This is a genomic window from Serratia sp. JSRIV006 (assembly GCF_019968685.1).
In the GTDB taxonomy this organism is placed as follows: domain Bacteria; phylum Pseudomonadota; class Gammaproteobacteria; order Enterobacterales; family Enterobacteriaceae; genus Chania; species Chania fonticola_B.
Genome location: NZ_CP074137.1, coordinates 3,638,727 through 3,663,291, shown reverse-complemented (window position 1 = coordinate 3,663,291; position 24,565 = coordinate 3,638,727). Strand labels below are relative to the sequence as shown.

Here is a 24,565-nt window from a genome sequence, read left to right as displayed (position 1 = left end):
TTGAAATACGTCGGATATAAGTCAATTAATCCAGCCGGTAGCATAGCATTTCAGGCTGGTTTTCTGAGTAAAGAAGTTTAAATATCAGGGATTAACTGCGGCCTGATAATCAAAAACGGCCTTATTCTGGCAAAAGGCCACAAACTCCTCAATACCCAGTGGCTTACTGAAATAATAGCCCTGCATGAAATTAACGTCGCGTTCTTGCAGAAAACTCACCTGTTCGGCGGTTTCAACGCCTTCCGCCACGGTCAGCATTTTCAGCTTTTTAGACAGCGAGATCACTGCGTCCAGGACGGGAGCGGTCGCCGTATCCTGGCCAATGGTATTGACAAAACCTCGGTCGATTTTGAGGTAATCCAGGGTAAAGCGTTGTAGATAGATTAAGGCGCTGTGGCCGGTACCAAAGTCATCCACGGCGATTTCAACCCCTTGGCGATGTAGCCAGTCAAACTCTTCCAAGGCATTTTGCTCTTCCACCATGCCGCGCTCGGTGATTTCAAACACCACGGTGAAATAGTCGGTTGGCAACTTAGCCAGCAGCTCGGTGATATCGTCATGGAACGAAGGCGCATTAAGGTGAGAAGGCGCGAGGTTAATGCCCAGTTTGGCGCCTCGTGGCAGAGCTTGTACCAATTGCGGGATATCTGCCACGATCCTACGGAACAGGTGGCGGGTCAGCGCTACGATCAACCCTTCGCTTTCAGCATAGGGGATAAACAGATCGGGTGGAATGCGCCCCTCGGTGGGATGCTGCCAGCGGATCAATGCCTCAAGGCCGGCAATGGTGTTGGTTGCAGAGTGAAACACGGGTTGATATTCAGCAAAGATCTCATTGTGCTTGATGCCTCTCATCAGGGCCCGTTCGGGGCTTTGGCGCAGTATCTGCATATAGTAATACAGCGCGCCCACCATCAGGGAGAGCACCAGACTACCCAGCACGGTCAAACGGATATCATTAGCCGTCAGGGATTGGTGATAGAAGATCATACTCAGTGGATAGCCCGGGACGGCTAGTTGGCTGGCGTGGCTTTTAGGTAATTGCGCCAGCGGCAGCATATTCGAGCTGAAGGTGGTAACCGCATGCCCCCCGATCACTATGGCAAATCCGGGAGTATCCCTATCGGGCGAATTGAGCAGCAGGTAGGGGGCCAGGGTGAGATCCAGCGTGGCTAATATGCCGGTATTGCCTGGCCCTGGTTGGCGTAACCACACGGCAATCGCCGGTTTTCCAGGCACCATCGGCGTGCCTTGTTGTAATGCCATATCCAGTGGCTTATGCCAGTCGATATCGGAATAAATATGGCTCATCCGCAGCATCATGTTACCGGTTGCCGAGGAGCAATAGGCAAAACCGTCTTTTACCAGAACAAAGGTGCGTACGCCGGCGGTAAATGCAGCACGGTAGGTCAGATCGGACTGAGCCTGTTCGCAGGGTTTACCGGTAAGCGGCATGATTTGTTGCATCATTTCTTGCAGATGATCGAGGTAATTAACGGCAAATTTCTGCGTACGGGTTTCGATTTTATGCTGATATTGCGAGCGCTGATGATCGATCAGAAATAAGGTGACAGAGGTAAAAACAATGAGGAAAACGACGGCGACAATACAGCTTTTGGTCAGGCTACGTCGTGTGTTGGATGCATGGCGTGCAAATGCTCCCTTCAATCCCATTACTCGCCCCCTGAGCGCAGCATAAAAATATTATTGTTATATTGCTGGTGATTAATATATCCCACCGATCCTGCCTGCGTCATTATTCGTTTGGCTTGCAGCAAGGCTGTTTGTTTAGACACAGCGTAAATAGTGCGTTACGAAATGGCATGTCACTTGACGATAATAGGCTATTTTTTCAACCGTTGCGTGGTTTATGGCACAGTGATAAGCGAAAATAGCGATGCGGGTTTGTTCGGCGCCAGCATGACCGTGAAAAAAAACGCTGCCCTGGGGCAGCGTTCTCGTCTCGTTTGTTTGGCTTTCAGGACCAGATTCAGATACTACGCCGTTAGCTGGAGCTTTTACCCAGTAACCGGCGGCCTTCACGATAACGTTTATCCCAATAGTTATCCGAAAGGCTAGAGATTGTCACACCACTGCTGGTAGAGGCATGAACGAATTTGTCGTTACCCAGATAGATGCCGACGTGGCGGCCAGTAGAACCGGCGCGGAACAGCACTAAATCGCCTGGGCGCAGTTTGGCGCGTTGGATTTGTTTGCCCATATCTTCTTGCTCATAGGTTGAGCGGGGCAGATCCATACCAAACTGTTCGCGGAAGGTACGTTGCACAAACGCCGAGCAATCAATACCGCGCTTGCTTTCACCGCCTAAACGGTAGCGGACGCCTTTCCAATCAGCATACTGGTCCATAATCTTTGACTTGACGTCAACGTTACGCACCATCGCTTCGAATTCATCCTGAGAGGCTTGCAGTAAAAGACCGTTTTTGTCATTAACTGCATGCATCTCAGTTTGCTTACTATCTAACTTCGAAGTGTTTGTTGAGCTACAGGCGGAGAGCACCAAGGCTGCCGCAATTGCAGGTAAAACCCGCAAAAAATATCTCAGAAAAGGTTGAGATTTGACCATTGTAATTGTTTTCCCTTGAAGTCCTTAACGACGCAAGTCGTTATCTGAAAAATACCAAACGGAACGAGACTAGTTGGCACTGGCAGGAAGGACAATCAGTTAGCATCGGAAATGTGCAGGAACGCACAGTTTTCGGATTTTTACTAATGAGCCAAGCTAAACCAGGCACAAACGCATCCGAGAGTACCGGAATGACGTGAGGATTGCGAGCCTTTTTCCGACATTCTTTATATGAAATTGTGATGTAACATAATGTAAATCTTCATATAAAAAACCGCGGTTTGGCGGTTATGTTGGATTGAGGTTAATTAATGGGGTAGGCATGTTAACGGTGTGGTTGTTGAGTAAACAAGATCCGGCCGGTAAATAACCGAGAGGCGCTGGCCTCCCGGCTATCATAACCTAAAGTTATGGCTGCGTTGGGCGATACTTACCAGGTAGTTTGCAGTTCAACCAGTGGATCACAACATCGCTGGCCGGTGTCATCAGCCACCAACTGGTTCCGACCATCACCACCGACAGCGAGCCGACGGCAATATCGGTAAACCAATGTGCGCCGATCATGATGCGTGGCAGGCAGAAGACCAGGGTGATCAGCAGCGCGATGGCAAATGCCGTGCGATTAAAGTAGCGCAGCATAAAGCAGGAGAAAATCATCAGCATCATGCCATGATCGCCAGGGAAGCTGTCGCTGGAGGCGTCTTTGGTTGGGATGCCGGTGAGTTCGCTGACCCGGTTGATATTGTCAAAAGTCAGGGTTGGGCTGGCGTGTTTGACCGGCAGCAGGTGGCCAAACTGGTTGAGCACCACTCCCGTTAACAACATCACGACGCCGGTAACGATCAGACGGCGGCGGCCAAAGGCATCCTGCTTGAGGTAGAAGTAAAGGTACAACAGCCCCATGGCGATGAGTGAAATGACGTCGAATATCCGATTGTTGGTGATCGCCACCATTCTCAGAAACCAGGCATCGCTGGCCAGATGTTGGTTGAAGAAGAAAAAGATTGCTGAGTCAATCTTGAACCAGAACCCGTGATCCGTGGGTAAATACCAGGAAAGAAATAGCACGATGCCCAAGACGTTGAGCATGAGGATGAAGGGTAAATTACGGCGTGTCATGGCTAACCTGTAAAAATCAAAAAAATAATGCCAACGTTAAAAGCATTAACTTAAACGAATGTTAAACAAGGCCGCTTGCAAAGCATTCCAGTTGGCCTCGTCGCTGTGGATCAATTCGATACGGCTGTCGAGCGGAGCGGTGGGGCGCGTCTCGATACTGAGATCCTGCCCTTGGCGGTTGATCAGCAAACTGCCTTCGGCAATGCGTACCACTGCCTTGGCCCGATCAACCGGTGCTAACCTGATCCATTCCATCATACCGACGGTATCGAAGACGGTTTCTCCATCAAATATCCAGCCGCAGCTGATGAATCCTTGGCCTTGATTAAGGGCGCGGCGCCAGCGGGAGTTTTCGGGCAAACGCAACGCTGCCAATCCTTGGGTCTTGGCGTGGCTATGATGATGCTGTGCGTCCGGCAATTCTGTGCAATTGGTGCGTGGCCGATCCAACAGCTTGATATCCATGCGCCCTTGCTCGATGGTAAAGACCGGCCGCTGCTGGCCATGCAGGGTTTGCCAGGTTTCCAGTGCCAGGGCATCTTGCGGCTGCCAAGTATCCATTTTATTGGCGATGATGACGTCGGCTGCGGCCAGCTGATCGCGGAAATTTTCATTTTCGCTATAGCGAGATTCGCCGAGTTGGCGGGGATCGAGCACACAGATCGTTGCCAGCAAATCGATCCACCCACCATAGGTTTCCTGGGTCAACAGCGCCAGGATCTGCTTAGGGTGACCTAATCCAGTGGGTTCAATCAGTAACCGATCGGGTTTGGCCTGTTGCAGCAACATATTCAATCCTACCTGCATAGGTAGCCCGTTAACGCAGCACATGCAGCCTCCGGGGATCTCTTTCAATACCGCACCGCTGTCGGCCAGCAGGGCGCCATCGATACCAATCTCGCCAAACTCGTTGACCAGCACGGCCCAACGCTCATTTTCCGGCTTATTGGCCAACAGGTGTCGAATGGTGGTGGTTTTGCCGCTACCGAGAAAGCCGGTGATCAGATTGGTTTTTGTCATTTGGAGATTCCCGTTAGTGATGTTTTCAATGTATGCAGGTTGGCAATTATTTGCTTATTTATCGCTCTTGGCCAATTAGGAGGGGAAGATCACAAATTTAAGCATAAAAATCGCCTGTTTTTTGTGCGCTTGTTTTTCGCTAAAATGATAGGATTTTTCCCATAAAAACGTGGCATTAACAAAGTCAACTGTACCGTACCGTATTGTTTCCACGACCTTAATTCAACGATTAACCGTTAAAAAAACCGCCTATCCTTACGATTATTCCTAAAAAAGTAACCTATCTTTAAAGTGGCTTAACAAAAGTGAGGTTGCCATGAATAGCTTACGGTTAATTTTGATCGCAGGAGCGTTGTTTTCATGGATGGCAGCAAGTCATGCGGGTTCCACAGGTGGCGTTATCCACTTTGTGGGTGCCATTGTCGAAGGCCCTTGTACGGTAGATGTTAGCAACTCAACGGCGAATACCCAATGTTATCGTAACGGGCGAAACTACACAGGCACGCAAAGGCTGGCAAGTTTTGATGCCAGCAGTAAAGAACTTCCGCTGAATATCGGTACCACCGAAATGCGGTGGGTCGATCAGCAGAAAAAACTCGCAATAATGACAGTGATTTATCGTTAAGTCCTCTAGTCATGCCGAGTGGGGCTCGGCATGACTTCCCCAGATCCCGCATTTTGATTCGTTTTCTCCACACCTTTCATTGCCCAACCGACTGACCAGGATTGTGCACGGCAAGCCGTCTGCACAGCAGGCCGTTGTCAGAAAATAAATTAAGACTTTTCCGACTTGAAATCTGTATTTCGCGGCAATAAATTATGCGCCGCCAGAGAGGTGGATAGTTATCTAACTAGATGATAAACAGATAAAATCTCTCTAACTTGCGCTTAATCCAAGAACTTTTTTTCAGGTTTATATTGGCTTAATAACAAGTGAGGTGACCATGAAAAGCTTACGGTTATTTTTGATCGCAGGAATGTTGTTTTCATGGCTGGCAGCTGGTGTGGCTAATGCAGCTACCGGTGGCGTGATCCACTTCTATGGCGCCATTGTCGAAGGCCCTTGCACGGTGGAAGTCGCTGACTCAACGGCGCAAACGCAATGCTATCGCGACGGGCAAAACTACACCAGCAAACATCGGTTAGCGAGCCTGCAGAGCGGTAGCAAAGCGCTGCCAATGAATCTCGGCAAGAGCGAAATCAAGTGGTTGGATCAGCAGAAAAAACTCGGAATAATGACGCTGGAATACCATTAATCCACATTCAGTCAAGTGGCCGTCATGCCTGGTAGATTGGCATGGCGGCCGGTAGGGATCAATTCAACTGGGTGGTTACCCAATCTTTTACCGTCTGGCGCGCCCCTCGATCGCGCAATGACAGATAGGCTCGGGTTACCTCCGCCACAAACGTACTATCTGCTGGCAACTGCTCGCCAAACACGCTTTTCAACGCCAGCAATGCGGTCACGCGGGGTTCTCCGTCCTGTGAGCTGCTAACGGCCTGTTGCAACGTGGCCAGCATGGGGTCGCGGATATCAATCGGTTGCCCGGCGTCATCAATCCCGCCGACATAACGCATCCAGCCCGCTACGCCAAGCGCAAGCCCCGCATGGCTGCCGCCATATTGCCGATGCCAACGGATGGACTCCAGCAGGCGCTGAGGCAACTTTTGCGTGCCATCCATAGCGATCTGCCAGGTACGGTGTTGCAGTGCCGGGTTACTGTAACGTTCGATCAACTGCTCCGCGTAGGCGGCCAGATCGATGCCAGTGACCTGCAGCGTCGGAGCCTGCTCGTTCAACATCAAATGGTGTGCGGCGCGGCGATAATTCTCATCCGCCATACAGTCAACTATGTATTGGTAACCCGCCAGATAGCCGAGGTAGGCCAGGAAGGAGTGGCTGCCGTTGAGCATCCGCAGTTTCATCTGCTCGAACGGCAGAACGTCGTCCACCAGTTGCACACCGGCATCCTCCCAGCGTGGACGGCCAGCGACAAAATTATCTTCCACCACCCATTGAATGAAGGGTTCACAGGCAATAGCGCATTCATCACGCACGCCACCCAGAGCGGCGGCGATTTCATCAAGCGTTGCTGGCGTAGCGGCTGGAACGATGCGATCGACCATGGTGCTGGGGAAGGTGACGTGTTGCGCGATCCACTCGGCCAGCTGTGGATCGCGCGCTTTGGCTAGCCCAGTCACCGCATTGCGCACCACATGCCCATTCTCTGGAATGTTGTCGCAGGACAGCACGCTAAAGGCGGGTAGATGACGTTCTCGACGCCGGCGCAGTGCTTCCACCAGGATCCCCGGCACCGTGGTGGGTTGGGCCGGATTAGCCAAATCGGCTTTGATCGCGTCGTGTTGCAGGTCTAATTGGCCGCTACCGGGTTCGATACAGTAGCCTTTCTCCGTAATGGTCATGGAGACGATCGCCACCTGTGGCTCGGCCAGCTTTTCCAGCACGGCGTCGATACCTTCCAATTTGCGATGTACGCTTTCGTGAACGGCCCCCACCACGATGGCCTGATCGCCCGCCGCGCCCTTTTCCAACACGGTGTAAAGATGATCCTGGTCGCGCAGGGTCTGGAATAGCTTATCGCCGCCGAACAGACTGATCTCGCAAATCCCCCAATCGCCGCCGTTACGGTTGAGTACTCTGTCGGTCAGCAATGCCTGGTGAGCGCGGTGAAAAGCCCCAAAGCCCAGGTGGACAATTCGGCTGCGCAGGCTCTGGCGATCGTACTGGGGCAGTTGTGTCTTGGCGGGTAACGGTGAGTTGGCGATAGTTTTCATTAATGGCTCCATGACGAGAGCAAGGGGCGGTTGATCGCTGGTATAAAGCTATCAGACCAGTTAGCCGCAGGTGTATGCCCGGCTCTCGCGTATCTGTTAACAACCGCCAGTGTAGAGCGGTAGAGAGGTGAATAAAATTGGTCGGTCCAAAATATCCCAGGATCGTGAGTTGGATCAATCAATCGACGTTTCTGTTTTGACAGCATGCCGCTAATCAGTAAGGTTAAAGATGAATGATATCTACTGCAATGTGGTATAACAGGATTGATTTGATTTTGCGATCTACCTCACCACCGATATCGCTTTAACGATGACAGAGCGACTTTTACAAGGATAAATCAATGGAACAAACATGGCGTTGGTATGGGCCGAACGATCCGGTTTCGCTGGACGATGTGCGTCAGGCTGGTGCGACTGGCGTAGTGACCGCGTTACACCATATCCCTAATGGCGAAGTGTGGCCGGTTGAACAGATCAAGGCGCGGCAGGCTCTGTTAGCGGAAAAAGGGCTGGTGTGGTCGGTGGTGGAAAGTATCCCGGTGCACGAGGAAATTAAAACCCACAGCGGCAACTATCAACGTTATATCGCCAACTATCAACAATCGCTGCGCAATCTGGCGGAATGTGGCATTGATACCGTGTGCTACAACTTTATGCCGATCCTCGACTGGACGCGTACCGATCTGGAATACCAACTGCCGGACGGTTCCAAGGCTTTACGCTTTGATCAGATCGCCTTTGCGGCCTTCGATTTGCATATCCTGTGCCGCCGTGGGGCAGAAAAAGATTACACTGATGAAGAGCTGGCCCAGGCACAAAGCTATTTCAAGGCGATGAGTGCGGCAGATATTGCCAAGCTGACCGGAAATATCATTGCCGGATTGCCTGGGGCGGAAGAGGGATACACGCTCGATCAGTTCCGTGCTCGGCTGGCGGAGTACGATCATATCAATAAGGCGCAGCTGCGCGAAAATATGGCCGTCTTCCTGCGCGCTATCGTGCCGGTAGCGGAAGAGGTGGGGGTCAGGTTGGCAGTGCATCCCGATGATCCACCGCGCCCCATCCTTGGCTTGCCGCGTATTGTTTCCACCATCGAAGATATGCAGTGGCTGAAAGAGACGGTAGATAGCATCTATAACGGCTTCACCATGTGTACGGGTTCTTACGGCGTGCGTGCGGATAACGATCTGGTGCGGATGATTGAGACCTTTGGCGATCGCATTCACTTTACCCACCTGCGTGCTACTTGCCGCGAGCAAAACCCTAAAACCTTCCACGAAGGGGCGCACTTGCAAGGGGATGTGGATATGGTTGCGGTGGTTGAAGCTATTCTGGCAGAAGAACAGCGCCGTCATAAAGCGGGCGATCTGCGGCCTATCCCAATGCGACCAGACCATGGTCACCAGATGCTGGACGATCTGAAGAAGAAAACCAATCCGGGCTATTCGGCCATCGGTCGGTTGAAAGGTTTGGCGGAGGTTCGTGGGGTTGAGCTGGCGTTAAAGCGGCGGTTTTTCCCAGAGTTACTCTAGCAAAAGCAGGGCGCACTCAGGTTGCGCCCCTACCGTTGACTAGTCTGCGCGGCTCATATAGCGGCGTTCTGCAATATGAATGCGGATTTTATCACCGCTGCTCAGGTACTCGGGTACCAGAATGGTCAAGCCGGTCGCCATGGTGGCCGGCTTGTTACGCGCACTGGCAGAAGCTCCTTTGATGCCCGGAGCGGTTTCAACAATTTCCATATCCACGGTCTGCGGCAGTTCCAACGCCAGCACCTGGCCATCCAGCGTCAGTACCTGCATACCCGGCAAACCCGCTTCAGGGATGAACAGCAGCTCATCTTCGATCTGATCTTTCTTGAAGATATAAGGGGTGTAGTCTTCATCGTCCATGAACACATACTCTTCGCCGTCAATATAGGAGAAGTTTACCTTGCGGCGGGAGAGGCTGATGGTGTCCAGAATATCATCACCTTTAAAACGCTCTTCTACCTTCAGCCCGGTACGGACGTCGGAGAAGCGCATTTTATACAGCGTGCTGGCACCACGGGCGCTTGGGCTCTGGACATCGATGTCCTTTACCAGCAGCAGTTTGCCGTTGTAATTGATCGCCATACCGCGCTTGATTTCGTTCGCTCTTGCCATTGGAATACCCTGTCGAAATGGAATTTAGGAAGTTGCGACAAGTTACTCGCGCCGTGCTTTTCAGGCAAGTGCCGCGCGCAAAAAGAGTGGGGAAAAAGGGCGGCCGTAGCCGCCCTGAGGCTTATTTAAACACTGGCAGCAAATCTAATAGCGTTAGCACGTGGGCCACGGCGTTAATCGCCCCAAACAGGATGATGAACAGGATCATGCCTTGACCGCCGGGAGCACGGTAGCTCGCCTGTGGGAAACGGCGGCGGCTGGCGCGTGCCATCATCGCAGGGACGATCACCGCCCAAATGGTGGCGGCCAGGCCAGCAAAGCCGATGGCGTACAGGAAACCGTTCGGGAACAGTAACGCGGCTAACGTTGGCGGCACGAAGGTCACCAGTGCCGATTTGGTGCGGCCTGCCTGGTTATCCTTGAACTTGAAGAAGTCGGCGAGAAAATCAAACAGCCCCAGCGACACCCCCAGGAATGAACTGGCCAGCGCCATATAAGAGAAGGCATTCAGCAGTTGGCCTACCGCATAGCTACTGGAAACGTTACCCATCTGCTTGAGCAGGCTGCCGATGTTGCCCCCTTCGGCGATCACCTGTTTGAAGGCATCACGAGCGATATTGCCCTGGATCACATACTGCCACAGGATATAGATCGCCAGCGCCAGCAAGGTACCGTATACCAGGCTGCGCACCACGGCACCGCTGTCTTTCTGATAATACTTCACCAGGCCGGGCACGTTGCCGTGGTAGCCGAACGAGGTCAGCAGGTAAGGCAATGCCGCCAGCGCATAGGGCAGGTAGTTGGCGTCGCTACCACCCTGGTTGAACAACACGGCGGGTTGCACGTGGGTGAACATATCACCGACGGACAACACAAAGGTGATCACCATACCGCCAATCAGAATGGTGCTCAGGCGATCCACGGCGCGGGTGGATAACCAGACGATAAAGGCCACAACGATGGCAAACACCAATCCGGACAGGGTTTGGTTGGCGCCAAAAACGCCTTCCAGCGTATGGGCGATGATCGAACCGCCCGCCGAGATATAGGCATAGGTCAGAATATAGAGTACGAAGGTGATCGACAGGCTGTTAAGGGTATTCCAGCCTTTGCCGAGAAGATCTTTGACCACGGTGTGGAAGCTGGCGCCCGCCGGATAATTCATGGTGGCTTCCAGGATCATCAGCCCGGAGATCAGCATACAGAACCAGGTATAAATCAGCAGCGCCACGGAGCCGCTGAACCACACGCCAGAAGTTACGATAGGAATGGAGAACATACCAGCACCTACGGCGGTGCCGGCAATGATCATCGCGCCACCGAGTACGGAAGGGCGGGAAAGCTTCTGGATGGTGTCCGCAGACATTATTGCTCCTGGTTGGCCGTTGGCCTTGAGTTCTTTTGTACTAGCTCAATGGTACGTGCGCGATGTGTGCATGTAAAGCGGATATTTGGAGGGATTGGTGCAATCTTCAGCGGTTAGGAGCGTTATTTTGGTGGTTTTTTTGCTCATACAGCCCTCTCTAACAGGGCGGGGCTGCAATGGCGTTGTGGTCAGGTGCAGAAATCTGTCTGTTCGCACTCGCGAAGGGTTAGAACTGTGCTGTAGTCAGGTGCCGAAGTCTATCAGTGTCACGTTAAAATATTCCCTAAGCGAGATGGAGTTATTGCGGTGCCGAGGCCAGTTACTGACGTTAAGTTGTAGCACATTCAGTCCCCTCTCCCTGCGGGAGAGGGTTAGGGTGAGGGGCGTCACTTTACGTATTGTGATGTATTTCTTTGTCTAATTGGCGGGTATTGCGGGAAATGCCACTCATCTACAAAGTGATAAATCTTTCACATAAGTCGTTGGTGACATCCAGGAAATTTTATCGCACGTGAAATAGCCAACATGTATGAGTTTGTAGTTCACATAAAGAGATACAGGAAAACTAAAAATTAATGATGTGAACGCTATCATGATTAAATACTTGCTGATTATTATGTTATATTTAGGTTCTCTGTCAAAAATAAAGAAAAAAACAGAGCAAGAAAAAGTATAGAGTATCAAAGGCGTTGCAAAAAAGCAGATGAATACAGATGCTGAAAATGTTATTTCATCCTCCATCAATATCAATGAAATAGCGTAACTGTAAATCAATAGCGATAGACATATGAATATTGCCAGTAATGCTGATGCCCCTAATATTTTCCAGTATCTGTTTTTCACAAGACTATGCTTATCTTATGGTAGGTTTCACTGGCAAAGTGATAGGTTCGTGACATAAGTTGTAGGTGACTGCCATGATATCCTGTCACATGTTAAATAACCGGTATGCTTTAGTTTATAATCAACATATAAAGCAATGGGTAAGCTGATAACAAATGAGGTAAACATTAGATAAACCAAATATCGAGTAATTCCTTTGTCATATTTTGGGCGCTTATTGAAAATAAAAAAGTATATGCCGCTAAGCATTGCATGTAATAGTAGTGGGCAGGTAAGGAAACCGATAACAACAGATGCGGAAAAGGTTATTTCATCCTCCATGAATACTAACGCTAAAACATACTGGCAGACTAATAATGTCACAAGTGAAAACACAATTAAGAGTGTTGTTGACAGTAATATTTTAACGTATTTATTATTCACATCCATTTACTCAATCCATTGTTCGTTCTGCGCTGCCATGCTCCATTAAGGTTAGATTCTAGCACTATTAGTAAGATTTATGAATGAGTATAACTTAGCCTTGGCTTCTGTTATTGTCTCAACCACATAATCAGCCCCCCATAGGATCGCAGATGGACTGCCGTGCCGACTGTGGTGCCTGCTGTATCGCACCTTCGATTTCCAGCCCGATCCCTGGTATGCCCAACGGCAAACCGGCCAATACCCGCTGTATCCATCTGGACCCGCAACTGCGCTGTGGGATATTTCATTCGCCGCTGCGGCCCAAAGTCTGTGGCAGCCTGCAGGCCAGCCGTGAGATGTGCCACGACCGCCGTGATGAGGCGCTGATCTATCTTGCCAAGTTGGAGGCGGATACCGCCCCTTGAACGTCCTTCAGCCGCCACATACACAGTACGGCACCCAGTACCATCGCCAACGCAAAGTAAAATACCGCATGATAACTCCACATTTCAGCCACGACCCCGGCGATCGAACCGGCAATAATCCATCCTACGCGGGTGGTATTGGTAAACAGCGTGGTGGCCGCTCCGGCCTGGCCGGGCATCAAATCCTGGAAATAGAGCATACCAATTCCCGCCAACACCCCTATAAACAGCGCGTTCAGCAGTTGTAGGGCGATCAGTTGCCAGGTACCGGTAATAAATAGTAGCCCGGCATAGAACAGCATCCCGGCAATCACCGCACAGCGCATCAGGAAGCGCTTGCCAAAGCGTTGGGCCACCATGCCTGCGAGCAACATGGTCGGGATTTCCAGCCCGGCAGCGGTACCCATCAGTATTCCCGTCAGTTTTTCCGGTAACTGTAGCTCCCGCACCATGTACAGCGGCATATTGATCAAATACATACTGTTGGCCGTCCACATTAAGGTGCAGGCCACAAACAGCAATAACGTATCGCGGCGGTTCTGGCGGGGGGCTTCCAGCGTCGCCCCGCTGGTACTCTGCACTTTTGGCATGGAGGGCAACATCTTCCATACCAGCGCTCCGCAGAGAATAAAGGCGGCGGCGGCGGCCAGATACATCACCTTAAAACCAAACCCCAAGGCTAGCGCAAAGGCGATCGGCGGGCCAATCACCCAGGCCAGCGAAACCTGAGCGCGCAGGATAGAACTGAACATCACCGTTTCCCGGCCCGTATGCTCTGCATGTTCCCGTGCCAGGGCAAACATCTGTGGGTTGGCGGTCGAGCCGAAGCTGCTCAGCAGCACGCCGACGAACAGCAGCAGGTAATAGTTACGGTTCCAGGCGAACAGTGCACAAGCCAAGGCACCTAACATACAGCAGAGAAAGATCAGTGATTTGCGATCGCCCCTCTTGTCTGAGCGGCTGGCCAGAAACTGGCTGACCAAAATGCCGATCACCGCGCTGCCGGTAAAGAACAGCCCGACCATCGTTGGCCGTACGTTCACTTCGGTGGAGAGGAACAGACTCAGCGTGGGCGTCTGTAGGGCACCAGCAATCCCGGTGAGAAAGGCCACGACCAGAAATGCCAACGAAGTTAAATCGGGCAAGCGTCGTGTCGCCGCAGTTGAAGTACGCATAAGCTGAATGACTAGCCAAAGAGAAGGGAGACGCGCGCATAATACGCTCGTTTAAAAAAAACAAAAACCTGTTTCAATCAAGGAATGGGTAAATAGATTGTCTCTGTCGGCAGGAAAAGAGCAGGGCGATGTCACCATCACCCTGCGCTGGTGGCGAGCGGTTATGCGCCAGCAGGAACGTCGTGCGCGGTATTCTTCAGCACTTCGCCCTGATATTTCTCAATTTCCAGCTGTGCCATCTGGCCGCAGTTGCCCTGTGCCAGGTTGGATGAGCCAATATCGAAAGTCAGGCAGTTGACGTTGCCGTTCTTACAGATCGACCCCGGCGTTGACGGATCGGCCGGATCGTACCAGGCACCTTCGCTGATCCGCACCGCACCTGGGCGCACGTCTTCACTGACAATGGCACCAACCAGGATCTGCCCACGGTCGTTAAACGCCCGCACCAAATCGCCGTTAGTGATGTTGCGCGACTTGGCATCTTCTGGATGGATCAAGATCGCTTCACGGTCGGCCACCGCATACTTCTTACGCAGCGGCGTGTTGTCGAGCTGTGAGTGAAGGCGGTTGGTCGGGTGCGCGGTATTCAGTGACAGCGGGTATTTGGCTGCCTCTGGGCCACAGTACCATTCATGCGGCGGCATCCAGGTCGGGATACCTTTGCAATCCAGATACTCCATCTTCGAGATGGCATCGGAATAGATCTCAATCTTGCCGGACGGAGTCCCCAATGGATTAAGCAGCGGGTTTTCACGGTAATCGGCGAAACGTACCCACTGTTTGTTTTCCTGCGGGATCGGGAAACGAATGTAGTTGTTCGACGCCCAGAACATGTCAAACGGCGGCAGGGCAACGCGGGCGGCGCGGGCCTGCAACTTCATGTCGTCGTACATGCCTTTCAGCCACTGGGTTTCGTCTTTGCCTTCGGTAAAGGCATCCAGCACGCCAAGCTTGGCGGCCAGAGCGGCGAAGATATCGAAGTCGTTGCGTGACTCATGCTGCGGCGGTACGCACTGATGCATCGGGAAGACGTACAGCTGCGAGTAGTCGCCGCCCATCTCCAGATCGTTACGCTCATAGCTGGTGGTCGCAGGCAGCACGATATCCGCATGCTTGGCGGTGGCCGTCCAGTACGGTTCGTTAACCACGATGGTTTCCGGCCGCTGCCAGGCTTTGACCAGATTGTTGGTATCCTGATGCTGGTGGAAGGTATTACCACCGGCCACGTATACCATCTTCACGTCTGGGTAGGTGACATCGGTCCCATTGAAGTGAATGGTCTTGCCTGGGTTGGTCAGGCACTCGGCGATACGAGCCACCGGGATTGGCGTTGGTGAATTCTTCGGTGCATTCCCCGCAGAGATACCGGAGAGGATGCCGCCTTTAGCCGTTGGGCTACCGCCGGAAGAGTAGTGATAGCTAAAGCCAAAGCCGCCGCCCGGCAGGCCGATCTGGCCAAGCATGGCCGCCACGGTCACCAGCAACCAGTGCTGCTGCTCACCGTGATGCTGACGCTGGATCCCCCAGCCGCCCATGATCATGGTGCGCTGTTTTGCCATATCGCGCGCCAACTGGCGCAGCACTTCGGCATCGACGCCGCTGATATCGGCAGCCCACTCGGCAGTTTTCGGCGTACCGTCGGTTTCACCCAGCAGATAGGCCTGGAACTTGTCGAAGCCCACGGTGTAGGTTTTCAGGAAGTCCGGGTTATGCAGCTTTTCGGTCAACAGGGTGTGGGCGATACCGATCAGCATCGCGCTGTCGGTATACGGACGCGGAGCGATCCACTGTGCGCCGACATACTTGGCACTGTCACTGTGCACCGGATCGATGCTGATGATGCGGGTGCCTTTCTTCTTCAGCGCCTCAAAGCCGGTCTGGCCGACGTGGTCTGGCACGTTCCAGCTGTTTTTCAGCGTAACCATAGGGTTACAGCCCCACAGGATCACCAGTTGGCTGTTGTCGATGACGTTTGGCCAGGCAGTTTGCTGTTCGTAAACCTCCATTGACCCCATCACGTGCGACATGATCACCTGTGCAGCACCGGTAGAATAGTCACCGGCATAGCCAAGGAAGCCGCCGCTCAGGTTCATCAGGCGTTGCAGCAGGGTACGGCTGTTGTGCAGCATGCCCACGCTTTTCCAGCCGTAAGAACCGGCATAAATTGACTGAGGGCCGTGATCTTTTTGCAAACGGATGATTTCGTTACCGACCAGATCGATAGCCTTATCCCAACTGACGCGCACCCATTCATCGTTGCCGCGCAGCTCGGTACGGCTGCCAGGGCCGCCTTCCAACCAGCTTTTACGTACCATTGGATACTTGATACGGTTTTCCGCATGGACCTGGTGGGGGGCCATGGTGATCAGATCGTTCGGGTAAGGGTCGTCTTTGACCGGCAACACGCCGACCATTTTCCCGTCTTGCACGATGGCTTCAAATGCGCCCCAGTGCGCCCCGGTCAGGATGCCCTTCTGCGCTTGGCGTAGGGCCACGAACTGTGGCAATGCCTGGCTGATGGCTTCCGCCAATGCTGATTTAGGCCACAGACCCGCAAACAGAGGCACGGCGGCCAGGGCGCTGGCACCGGTCAGGAAACGACGGCGGCTCATGGCCAATGGTTGTTGTTGGTACTTGCTCATTTCGCTTCTCCCTTAACTTTTGGCCGGTGTGGCAGGTTGCATATCGCTGGCATGTTTCTGAACGTACTGCGTCAGAACGCGCAGTTGTTCTTGCGACAGCGAGGTGCGAGGAGCCATACCTTTAATCACGCCGATCCACTGGTTGGCGTTGAAGCGATCAAGGGCGGTCAGGCCGTGGCAGCCGGTACAGTTGGCGGACATCATATCGGCGGTGTAACGCCAGATTTTCTGCTGATCGTCGATCAGTTGCTTACGTGGCAACCAGACCTGCAGAGACACCTGATGCCAGACCAGGCCGGTTTCGGCATCAGTCATGGTGCTGCCGGTTTTCAGCAGTTTACGCGCGTCTTCGCCCAGCAGAACGCTGAGGATACGTTTACCTTGTGCTGCGTAGAAGACTTCACTGACGCCATCCTGTTGCCAGCCGCTAACGTCTACCAGCACCTTGTCACCTTCCTGTTTCACGACGTGAACTTCGGTTGAAGGCATCAGGTTACCGGCATTATGCGTATCGTCGGCTTTCAGGAAGAACGGTTCGGTAGCGATGGTAAACAGCGTGGTTGCTGTTGGTGAGGTTTCCGCCGCGGCTTTTGCCAGTTCGGCAGCACCGGCCTGTGCGGCACCGCTCATATCCGGCAGGATATGCGCTACGCCTTTATGGCAGTCGATACAGGTTTCACCTTGCTTGATGGCCACCGGATGCTGAATACGGGCTTCAGGACGCTGGGCGGTGATATCCATGGCATCGAAGCTATGGCAAGAACGGCAAGTGGCTGAATCGTTTTCTTTCAACGTTTTCCAGACCGATTGTGCCATGGCCAGCTTATGGGCTTCGTATTTTTCCGGGGTGTCGATTTTGCCGGTCATTTCGCCGTAAATGTCTTTCACCGCACGGATCTTGGTCCACAGGTAATCGAGTGGCTCATGAGGGACGTGGCAATCGGCACATTCCGCGCGGATCCCCTTGGCGTTCTGGAAGTGGACACTGCCTTGATATTCGGCCAGAGGTTGTTGCATGGTGTGGCAGGAGACACAGAAGGCGGTATCGCTGGTTTTATGGAAGACCGTTGCGGTCCCTGCCAGCAGTGCGGCACCGAGAACAATCCCGATCACCAAAATCCATAGCCATCCCCACCGGCGTCGCTTTTCAAAGCCAGCTTGTTTTTTGCTCATATTGAACCCACTTATAGTTATGAAATACCAAGGAAAAACTTGCCAAAAAGGTTTCGACACCAGGTCAAAAACACCTGAATTAGTATAGGTATTTTCGCAAAAGAAACCTAATACCTTAGGGGTATTTACAGCGAAAAGTAGAGTGATTGAGCAATAAAGTAGCGTTATGTTCTAATTTATATAATGCTCTGCTTTAGATGAACAGAGGAGAAGCAGAGGGAATAACGTCACAGTATAGGCAGATATACCTGCTGGCTCAGCCATAGGTGGATCGCCGTTCTGCTTGCTTCAAAATGGGGTTCCGGCAGGTCGTGCGGGGAACACCAGCGCCATTCGGCACATTTTTCCGGCTCTTTCAGCTCGGCTTCTCCTCCTGGATGCTGAACCAGCATACAGATCGACACCGTATGTTTTCCCTCTGCCCGCCAGGTTTGCAGATTATTGCTGACGCCAATAAAGGTTGGCGGAGCTATCTGCAACCCGGTCTCTTCGGCGATTTCGCGTTGGGCGCACTGTTCAAAGGTTTCCCCCGCGTCCAGATGCCCCCCAGGGATCGACCAAAAAGGGGCATGGGTGCTGCAGCGTTTCCCCAGCAGGATTTGCCCTTGAGCGTTAACGATTATGACCCCGATACCGGTGGCAACCATGTTGTTATCTTCCTTCAGCACTGTTTCAGCACAGTATGCCATTTTCCCCCGTGGAAGGGGGTTTTAGCCAGAAAAGTGTGCGTAAGGTCAAAAAACTATCACGCGGAGATCGAGAAAACTTGCTTTCGGTGATAGCTGCTCACACACTCATTGAAACGTTTCAGCGTCATCGATGGCCTGGTTAGGCGATGGGTAACGCTCCTTTTTCTTAACTTGGCTGAAACGATTCAATTCAGCAGGAGAGGAGAACCATGTTCCAGTTGTCACAGCAAGATATTCACCTGGGAGCTGCCGCTAGCGGCAAACAGGAAGCCATCCGGCAGGTAGCGGCAGCGCTTACCTCCGCCGGATGCGTCAGCGCCGCCTATGTTGACGGCATGCTGCAGCGCGAGCTGCAAACCTCTACTTATCTGGGCAACGGCATCGCCATTCCACATGGCACTACAGATACCCGCGATCTGGTGCTGAACACCGGTGTTCAGGTATTCCAGTTTCCACAGGGTATCGAGTGGGGCGAAGGCCAGACGGCCTATGTGGTGATCGGTATTGCCGCGCGTTCCGATGAACACCTGGCGCTACTGCGTCAGCTCACGCACGTGCTCAGTGATGACAGCGTCGCCGAACAGCTGGCAAAAACGACTTCAGCTGAAGAACTGCGCAGTTTGCTGATGGGCGAGAAACTGGCGGCTGAATTCAAGTTTGATGCCTCATTGATTGCTCTTGATGTGGCCGCTGATTCGCTGATGACGCTGCAAGCGTTGAACGCGGGCCGTCTGCAAAAAATCGGTGCGGTTAACGCCCAGTTTGTCAGCGATGTGATCACCCGCAAGCCGCTGAATCTGGGGCAGGGGATCTGGTTGAGTGACAGCACTGAAGGCAACCTGACCAGCGCCGCTACCGTCAGCCGCCCGGCACAGGCGTTTGATGAAGAGGGCGAAAAGGTCGCGCTGTTGCTGACCGTCGCCGTCGCCGATCAACAGCCGCTGACGGTGCTGAACTATTTAAGCGATCTGTTAGTGAACCAAAAAGCTGAACGCTTGCTGAACGCCGATGCGGTGGGCGTGCTGGCGTTACTGACCAGCGAAGTTACTGAAGAGAGCGCGGTTCTGAGTGCGGAATACGTGGTGCGCAACGAGCATGGCCTGCATGCCCGCCCAGGCACTGCGCTGGTCAACGTAATCAAACAGTTCTCCAGTGAAATTACCGTTACCAATCTCGACGGCAGCGGTAAACCGGCTAACGGCCGTAGCCTGATGAAGGTTGTGGCACTGGGCGTGAAAAAAGGTCATCACCTGCGCTTTACCGCCAGTGGTGACGATGCTGAAGCAGCGCTGAAAGCCATCGGCGAAGCCATCAGTGAAGGTCTTGGCGAGGGTGCAGCATGAGCAGAAGAGTAGCCACCATAACCCTGAATCCGGCTTACGATCTGGTGGGCTTTTGCCCGGAGATCGAACGGGGTGAGGTTAACCTGGTAAGAACTGCCGGTCTCCATGCGGCAGGTAAAGGGATCAACGTTGCCAAGGTACTGAAAGATTTGGGTATCGACGTCACCGTTGGCGGTTTCCTTGGTAAAGATAACCAGGATGGTTTCCAACTGCTGTTCAGCGATTTGGGCATTGCCAACCGTTTCCAGGTGGTCCCTGGGCGTACACGTATCAACGTTAAGCTGACGGAAAAAGACGGTGAAGTGACCGATTTCAACTTCTCCGGTTTTGAAGTGACGCCGCAGGATTGGGAACGCTTTGTGGTGGATTCCCTGAGCTGGCTGGGCCAGTTCGACATGGTAGCGGTCAGCGGTAGCTTGCCTGCCGGGGTTGCTCCGGAAGCCTTCACCGAGTGGATGACCCGCCTGCGTGCGCAGTGTCCGTGCATCATTTTTGACAGCAGCCGTGAAGCGCTGGTGGCTGGGCTGAAAGCCTCGCCATGGTTGGTAAAACCTAACCGTCGTGAACTGGAAATCTGGGCAGGCAAACCCCTGCCGAAGTTGGAAGATGTAGTGGAAGCCGCTCACGCCCTGCGTGAACAGGGCATTGCCCACGTGGTGATCTCACTGGGTGCTGAAGGCGCGCTGTGGGTTAACGCCTCCGGCGCCTGGATCGCCAAACCGCCAGCCTGTGAGGTGGTCAGCACCGTGGGGGCTGGTGATTCCATGGTCGGCGGCCTGATTTACGGCCTGCTGATGCGTGAATCCAGCGAGCATACCTTGCGCTTGGCCACTGCCGTGGCTGCCCTGGCGGTGAGCCAGAGCAACGTTGGCATCACCGATCGCCCGCAGTTGGCCGCGATGATGGCGCGCGTCGATCTGAAACCCTTTAACTAATCGCAGGAGTCAGAATGAAAACGCTGCTGATGATAGACAGTTCGCTCGGGCAGGCTCGTAGCCACCTGGCGAAACGCATGCTTGAGGCCGCTGCGGCCAAAACCGGCCTGACGCTGGTTAATACGGCCAACGAGGCCGAACTGGTGGTAGTGGCTGGTGTTGCTGCACCTGCTGACGCTGAGCTGAACGGCAAACAGGTTTATATCGGAGATGTGGAACACGCGGTGCGTGAGCCAGAAGCCTTCCTGGCCACGGCACAGGCGCAAGCCAAACCGTATCAGGCTCCGGCCCAGACGGTAGCACCGGCAAAATCCGCCGGTCCGAAACGCATTGTTGCCGTTACCGCTTGCCCGACCGGCGTTGCGCATACCTTTATGGCGGCCGAAGCCATCGAGAGCGAAGCCAAGAAACGTGGCTGGTGGGTGAAGGTTGAAACCCGCGGTTCCGTCGGTGCCGGGAATGCGATCACCCCAGAAGAAGTGGCGGCGGCCGAGCTGGTGATTGTCGCGGCAGATATCGAAGTGGATCTGGACAAGTTTGCCGGCAAGCCGATGTACCGCACCTCGACCGGTTTGGCGTTGAAGAAAACCGCGCAGGAGCTGGATAAGGCACAGGTAGAAGCCGAGATTTTCCAACCGCAAAAAAGTGGCAGTACCGCGAGCTCAGGCAAGAAGAAAGAGAGCGCAGGGCCTTATCGCCACCTGCTGACCGGCGTGTCTTACATGCTGCCGATGGTGGTGGCGGGCGGTCTGTGTATTGCGCTGTCGTTCGTGTTTGGTATCAAGGCGTTTGAAGTCAAAGGGACGCTGGCTGCGGCGCTGATGCAGATCGGTGGTGGTTCGGCCTTTGCGCTGATGGTGCCGGTTCTGGCGGGCTACATCGCGTTCTCCATTGCGGATCGTCCTGGCCTGACGCCGGGCCTGATCGGCGGTATGTTGGCAGTTAGCACCGGAGCGGGTTTCCTTGGCGGTATCATTGCCGGTTTCCTGGCGGGTTACGTGGCCAAGGCCATCAGCGGTAAGTTGCGTTTGCCACCGAGTATGGAAGCGCTCAAGCCGATCCTGATTATTCCGCTGGTTGCCAGCCTGATCACCGGTTTGATCATGATTTACGTAGTGGGCACACCCGTTGCCAAAATCATGGTTGGCCTGACCAACTGGTTGCAATCGCTGGGCACCGCCAACGCGGTACTGCTGGGCGCAATCCTCGGTGCAATGATGTGTACCGATATGGGTGGTCCGGTTAACAAGGCGGCCTATGCCTTTGGTGTAGCGCTGTTGAGTTCTTCGGTCTACGCACCTATGGCAGCGATTATGGCGGCAGGTATGGTGCCACCGCTGGCGATGGGGCTGGCGACCATTCTGGCTCGTCGCAAGTTCGAGAAGTCCGAGCAGGAAGGGGGCAAGGCCGCGTTGGTGTTGGGCCTGTGTTTTATCACTGAAGGGGCAATTCCGTTTGCTGCCCGTGACCCAATGCGCGTTCTGCCGTGCTGTATCGCAGGTGGAGCCCTGACAGGTGCACTGTCGATGGCCTTCGGTGCAAAACTGATGGCACCACACGGTGGGCTGTTCGTGCTGTTGATCCCTGGTGCTATCTCGCCGGTGCTGCTGTATCTGCTGGCGATTGTGGCGGGTACCCTGCTGGCGGGCGTGGCCTATGCGGTCCTTAAACGTTCTGAAGCGCCGGTAGCCACGGTGGCGTAACGGCAACCACGCAATAAAAAGCCGGCATCTGAAAAATGCCGGCTTTTTTATGTCTGCAGAAAAATTACTGCTGCGCCTTCAGCCAGGCAATTTCCTCGGCCCAGATATCCGGGTTCACCGTCTCCAGGATCAGCGGGATGTTATCGAAGCGCTCGTCGCGCATGATATAGCTGAACACGGTCTTACCAATATTGCCTTCACCCAGGCTGTGGTGGCGGTCAACGCGGCTGCCAAACTCGCTCTTGGCATCGTTAAGATGCATACCGCGCAGGTAATTAAAGCCCACCACGTCGCCCAGCTCTTTAAACGTCTTCTGGCAATCTTCTTCGGTACGCAGATCGTAACCGGCGGCGAAGGCATGACAGGTATCAATACAGACACCGACGCGGCTCTTGTCTTCTACACCGTCGATGATCGCCGCCAGATGTTCAAATTTGAACCCCAGATTGCTGCCTTGCCCGGCGGTATTCTCGATCACGGCGGTGACGCCGTGGGTTTTATCCAGCACGATGTTGATCGACTCGGCGATCCTTGCCAGGCACTTATCCTCATCTATCTGCATCAGGTGGCTGCCCGGGTGGAAGTTCAGCAGCGTCAGCCCCAGTTGCTCACAGCGTTGCATCTCATCAAGAAACGCCTCACGGGACTTCTCCAGCGCTTCCGTTACCGGATGGCCAAGGTTAATCAGATAGCTGTCATGCGGCAGGATTTGCCCTGGGCCGTAGCCGTACTGTGCGCAGGCACTTTTAAACTTGTCTATCACGTCGGCAGGCAGCGGGGCAGCCTTCCATTGACGCTGATTTTTAGTGAACAGGGCGAATGCGGTCGCCTCTAATTCGTGTGCGCGGATCACGGCCTGATCTACGCCGCCAGAAGCGCTGACGTGTGCACCGACAAACTTCATTTTCATTCTCCTGTGTTAACGCTGCCATTATGGCATTGATAAGCGAAGGATTGAATGGTGGGGGTAAAACAAGCAGGCCCGAAAGCTCGGGCCTGAAGAGGGGGGATTACAACAGGTGCTGCACCAACAGGTTGATGGCACCGCCGCCAACGATCAGCCAGACAAACAGCAGCGTTGCCAGCAGAATGGGTTTCACACCCGCCTGACGTACCGCACTAATGTGGGTGGTCAGCCCTAAAGCGGCCATTGCCATGGCCAGCATCCAGGTGTCGATGGTGATCAGATGCTGTACCAGCGAAGCCGGGATCAGGTTGAACGAGTTCAGCCCGGCAACGGCGATAAACAGCACAGCAAACCACGGAATGGTGATGGCCGATTTTTCACTCTTGCTGCCGTTACCGGCCCGGCGGCTGATATAGCCAGACAGCAACAGCAGGAACGGGGCTAACATCATGACGCGGATCATCTTGGAGATCACCGCCGCGTTTTCCGCATTTGGGCCGATGGCATGGCCAGCAGCAACCACCTGAGCCACCTCATGGATTGTCGAGCCGGCGTAGATGCCGAAGGTTTCCTGTGTCAACGGCAGCCACTGGAAGTGCTCATTCAGTTGATACAGCCACGGATAGGCAAAGATCGCCAGCGTACCAAACACCACTACGGTAGAGACTGCGACGGCAACCTTACTGGAGTCTGCCTTCAGCACCGGCTCGGTGGCCATTACGGCTGCGGCTCCGCAGATGCTGCTACCGGCACCGATCAGCATGGTGGTTTGGCTGTCGAGGCCGAACACTTTTTTACCCAACCAGCAGGCCAGCAAGAAAGTGCTGCTCAGGGTCAGGGCATCGATAATGATCCCGCTGGCCCCCACGTCGGCAATTTGCTGGAAGGTTAAACGAAAGCCATAAAGAATGATCCCCAGGCGTAGCAGCCGCTGTTTGGCCAGCTGTACGCCGGTATGGCAGCTAGGCTGCAACCAGGGATAAAGAGTGTTGCCGACCAGGATGCCGCACAGGATCGCCAGCGTCAGGGCGCCTAATCCCAACCCGGCAACCCAGGGAACATCGCCCGCCCAGACCGAAAACGCGGTCAGCGCGCCGGTCAGCAGTAAGCCTGGTATCAACCGTGGTAGTCCAAACAGCGGAAAACGCTGTTCGGGATAGGTATGAGTGCTGTGACTCGCCATGATTATTCTGTCCTCTGCTAAATTCCTGAGTGCAATGATAAAAGCAGGTGACCTAAAAGAGAAATTGATTATATATTTATAACTTATCGGAATAAGTGGTTGATCGGCTG

General features: G+C 53.7%; 22 protein-coding genes. 7 read left to right on the top strand and 15 right to left on the bottom strand.

What is annotated here, in order from left to right; genetic code table 11:
- Positions 1–84: 84 nt before the first annotated feature.
- The 4 genes from KGP16_RS16985 to KGP16_RS16970 all read right to left on the bottom strand — a co-directional run bounded on the left by KGP16_RS16985 (position 85) and on the right by KGP16_RS16970 (position 4,726).
- Positions 85–1,674 (bottom strand): cyclic di-GMP phosphodiesterase, encoded by a 1,590-nt coding sequence (locus tag KGP16_RS16985; protein ID WP_115158164.1) that lies wholly within the window; start codon positions 1,672–1,674, stop codon positions 85–87.
- Positions 1,675–2,005: 331 nt separating this feature from the next.
- A complete protein-coding gene (mepS, locus tag KGP16_RS16980) occupies positions 2,006–2,587 on the bottom strand; it encodes a bifunctional murein DD-endopeptidase/murein LD-carboxypeptidase (protein WP_021805868.1) in 582 nt (193 codons plus the stop codon).
- A 408-nt stretch (positions 2,588–2,995) separates the two neighbouring features.
- Positions 2,996–3,706 (bottom strand): phosphatase PAP2 family protein, encoded by a 711-nt coding sequence (locus tag KGP16_RS16975; RefSeq protein WP_024484957.1) that lies wholly within the window; start codon positions 3,704–3,706, stop codon positions 2,996–2,998.
- Positions 3,707–3,751: 45 nt separating this feature from the next.
- Positions 3,752–4,726: a GTP-binding protein gene (locus KGP16_RS16970; protein WP_021805866.1), complete on the bottom strand. Its 975-nt coding sequence runs from the start codon at positions 4,724–4,726 to the stop codon at positions 3,752–3,754.
- A gap of 316 nt (positions 4,727–5,042) precedes the next feature.
- On the opposite strand from KGP16_RS16970, the gene KGP16_RS16965 reads away from it, so the two are divergent.
- Both KGP16_RS16965 and KGP16_RS16960 read left to right on the top strand, forming a co-directional pair.
- Positions 5,043–5,351, top strand: coding sequence for a fimbrial protein (locus KGP16_RS16965; RefSeq protein ID WP_037375456.1), 309 nt, complete (start codon positions 5,043–5,045; stop codon positions 5,349–5,351).
- 319 nt (positions 5,352–5,670) lie between these two features.
- Positions 5,671–5,982, top strand: a complete 312-nt coding sequence (locus KGP16_RS16960; protein WP_094983245.1) for a type 1 fimbrial protein — start codon at positions 5,671–5,673, stop codon at positions 5,980–5,982.
- Positions 5,983–6,040: 58 nt separating this feature from the next.
- Here the strand turns inward: KGP16_RS16960 and KGP16_RS16955 are convergent, their stop codons facing one another.
- Positions 6,041–7,522, bottom strand: a complete 1,482-nt coding sequence (locus KGP16_RS16955) for a mannitol dehydrogenase family protein (protein WP_179253671.1) — start codon at positions 7,520–7,522, stop codon at positions 6,041–6,043.
- Positions 7,523–7,863: 341 nt separating this feature from the next.
- Here KGP16_RS16955 and uxuA point away from each other — a divergent pair, with 341 nt between their 5' ends.
- Entirely contained in the window at positions 7,864–9,054 is a 1,191-nt protein-coding gene (uxuA, locus tag KGP16_RS16950) for a mannonate dehydratase (protein ID WP_218519143.1), read from the top strand.
- A gap of 39 nt (positions 9,055–9,093) precedes the next feature.
- Here uxuA and yeiP read toward each other — a convergent pair whose 3' ends face one another.
- The 4 genes from yeiP to KGP16_RS16930 form a co-directional block, all read right to left on the bottom strand.
- Positions 9,094–9,666 (bottom strand): elongation factor P-like protein YeiP, encoded by a 573-nt coding sequence (yeiP, locus tag KGP16_RS16945; protein WP_021805861.1) that lies wholly within the window; start codon positions 9,664–9,666, stop codon positions 9,094–9,096.
- A gap of 121 nt (positions 9,667–9,787) precedes the next feature.
- A complete protein-coding gene (gene mtr, locus KGP16_RS16940) occupies positions 9,788–11,032 on the bottom strand; it encodes a tryptophan permease (protein WP_021805860.1) in 1,245 nt (414 codons plus the stop codon).
- 447 nt (positions 11,033–11,479) lie between these two features.
- Entirely contained in the window at positions 11,480–11,773 is a 294-nt protein-coding gene (locus tag KGP16_RS16935) for a DUF1240 domain-containing protein (protein ID WP_371822209.1), read from the bottom strand.
- Between the two features lie 129 nt (positions 11,774–11,902).
- Positions 11,903–12,196, bottom strand: coding sequence for a DUF1240 domain-containing protein (locus KGP16_RS16930; RefSeq protein ID WP_223501544.1), 294 nt, complete (start codon positions 12,194–12,196; stop codon positions 11,903–11,905).
- A gap of 254 nt (positions 12,197–12,450) precedes the next feature.
- Here KGP16_RS16930 and KGP16_RS16925 point away from each other — a divergent pair, with 254 nt between their 5' ends.
- Positions 12,451–12,705: a YkgJ family cysteine cluster protein gene (locus KGP16_RS16925; RefSeq protein ID WP_021805859.1), complete on the top strand. Its 255-nt coding sequence runs from the start codon at positions 12,451–12,453 to the stop codon at positions 12,703–12,705.
- Here KGP16_RS16925 and setB read toward each other — a convergent pair.
- The 4 genes from setB to KGP16_RS16905 all read right to left on the bottom strand — a co-directional run bounded on the left by setB (position 12,669) and on the right by KGP16_RS16905 (position 18,384).
- Positions 12,669–13,880: a sugar efflux transporter SetB gene (gene setB, locus KGP16_RS16920; RefSeq protein ID WP_223500030.1), complete on the bottom strand. Its 1,212-nt coding sequence runs from the start codon at positions 13,878–13,880 to the stop codon at positions 12,669–12,671. The two genes, KGP16_RS16925 and setB, sit on opposite strands and share 37 nt — an antisense overlap.
- Before the next feature lie 161 nt (positions 13,881–14,041).
- Positions 14,042–16,522, bottom strand: coding sequence for a trimethylamine-N-oxide reductase TorA (gene torA, locus KGP16_RS16915; protein ID WP_223500029.1), 2,481 nt, complete (start codon positions 16,520–16,522; stop codon positions 14,042–14,044).
- Positions 16,523–16,534: 12 nt separating this feature from the next.
- A complete protein-coding gene (locus KGP16_RS16910) occupies positions 16,535–17,695 on the bottom strand; it encodes a NapC/NirT family cytochrome c (protein ID WP_021805856.1) in 1,161 nt (386 codons plus the stop codon).
- Between the two features lie 227 nt (positions 17,696–17,922).
- Complete coding sequence (locus KGP16_RS16905) at positions 17,923–18,384, bottom strand: NUDIX domain-containing protein (RefSeq protein WP_024528058.1); 462 nt, start codon at positions 18,382–18,384, stop codon at positions 17,923–17,925.
- A 209-nt stretch (positions 18,385–18,593) separates the two neighbouring features.
- On the opposite strand from KGP16_RS16905, the gene fruB reads away from it, so the two are divergent.
- Genes fruB through fruA form a run of 3 tightly spaced genes read left to right on the top strand, consistent with a single transcriptional unit; the run spans position 18,594 to position 22,365 of the window.
- Positions 18,594–19,727 (top strand): fused PTS fructose transporter subunit IIA/HPr protein, encoded by a 1,134-nt coding sequence (gene fruB, locus KGP16_RS16900; RefSeq protein WP_223500028.1) that lies wholly within the window; start codon positions 18,594–18,596, stop codon positions 19,725–19,727.
- Entirely contained in the window at positions 19,724–20,662 is a 939-nt protein-coding gene (fruK, locus tag KGP16_RS16895; protein ID WP_021805853.1) for a 1-phosphofructokinase, read from the top strand. The genes fruB and fruK overlap by 4 nt, the downstream gene beginning before the upstream one ends.
- 14 nt (positions 20,663–20,676) lie before the next feature.
- Positions 20,677–22,365, top strand: a complete 1,689-nt coding sequence (gene fruA, locus KGP16_RS16890) for a PTS fructose transporter subunit IIBC (RefSeq protein ID WP_223500027.1) — start codon at positions 20,677–20,679, stop codon at positions 22,363–22,365.
- Positions 22,366–22,429: 64 nt separating this feature from the next.
- On the opposite strand, the gene nfo is transcribed toward fruA, so the two are convergent.
- Positions 22,430–23,269 carry a deoxyribonuclease IV gene (gene nfo / locus KGP16_RS16885; protein WP_094981625.1) on the bottom strand — a complete coding sequence of 280 codons (840 nt, stop codon included), beginning with the start codon at positions 23,267–23,269 and terminating at the stop codon, positions 22,430–22,432.
- Between the two features lie 106 nt (positions 23,270–23,375).
- Complete coding sequence (locus KGP16_RS16880) at positions 23,376–24,455, bottom strand: YeiH family protein (RefSeq protein ID WP_223500026.1); 1,080 nt, start codon at positions 24,453–24,455, stop codon at positions 23,376–23,378.
- Positions 24,456–24,565 lie beyond the last annotated feature (110 nt).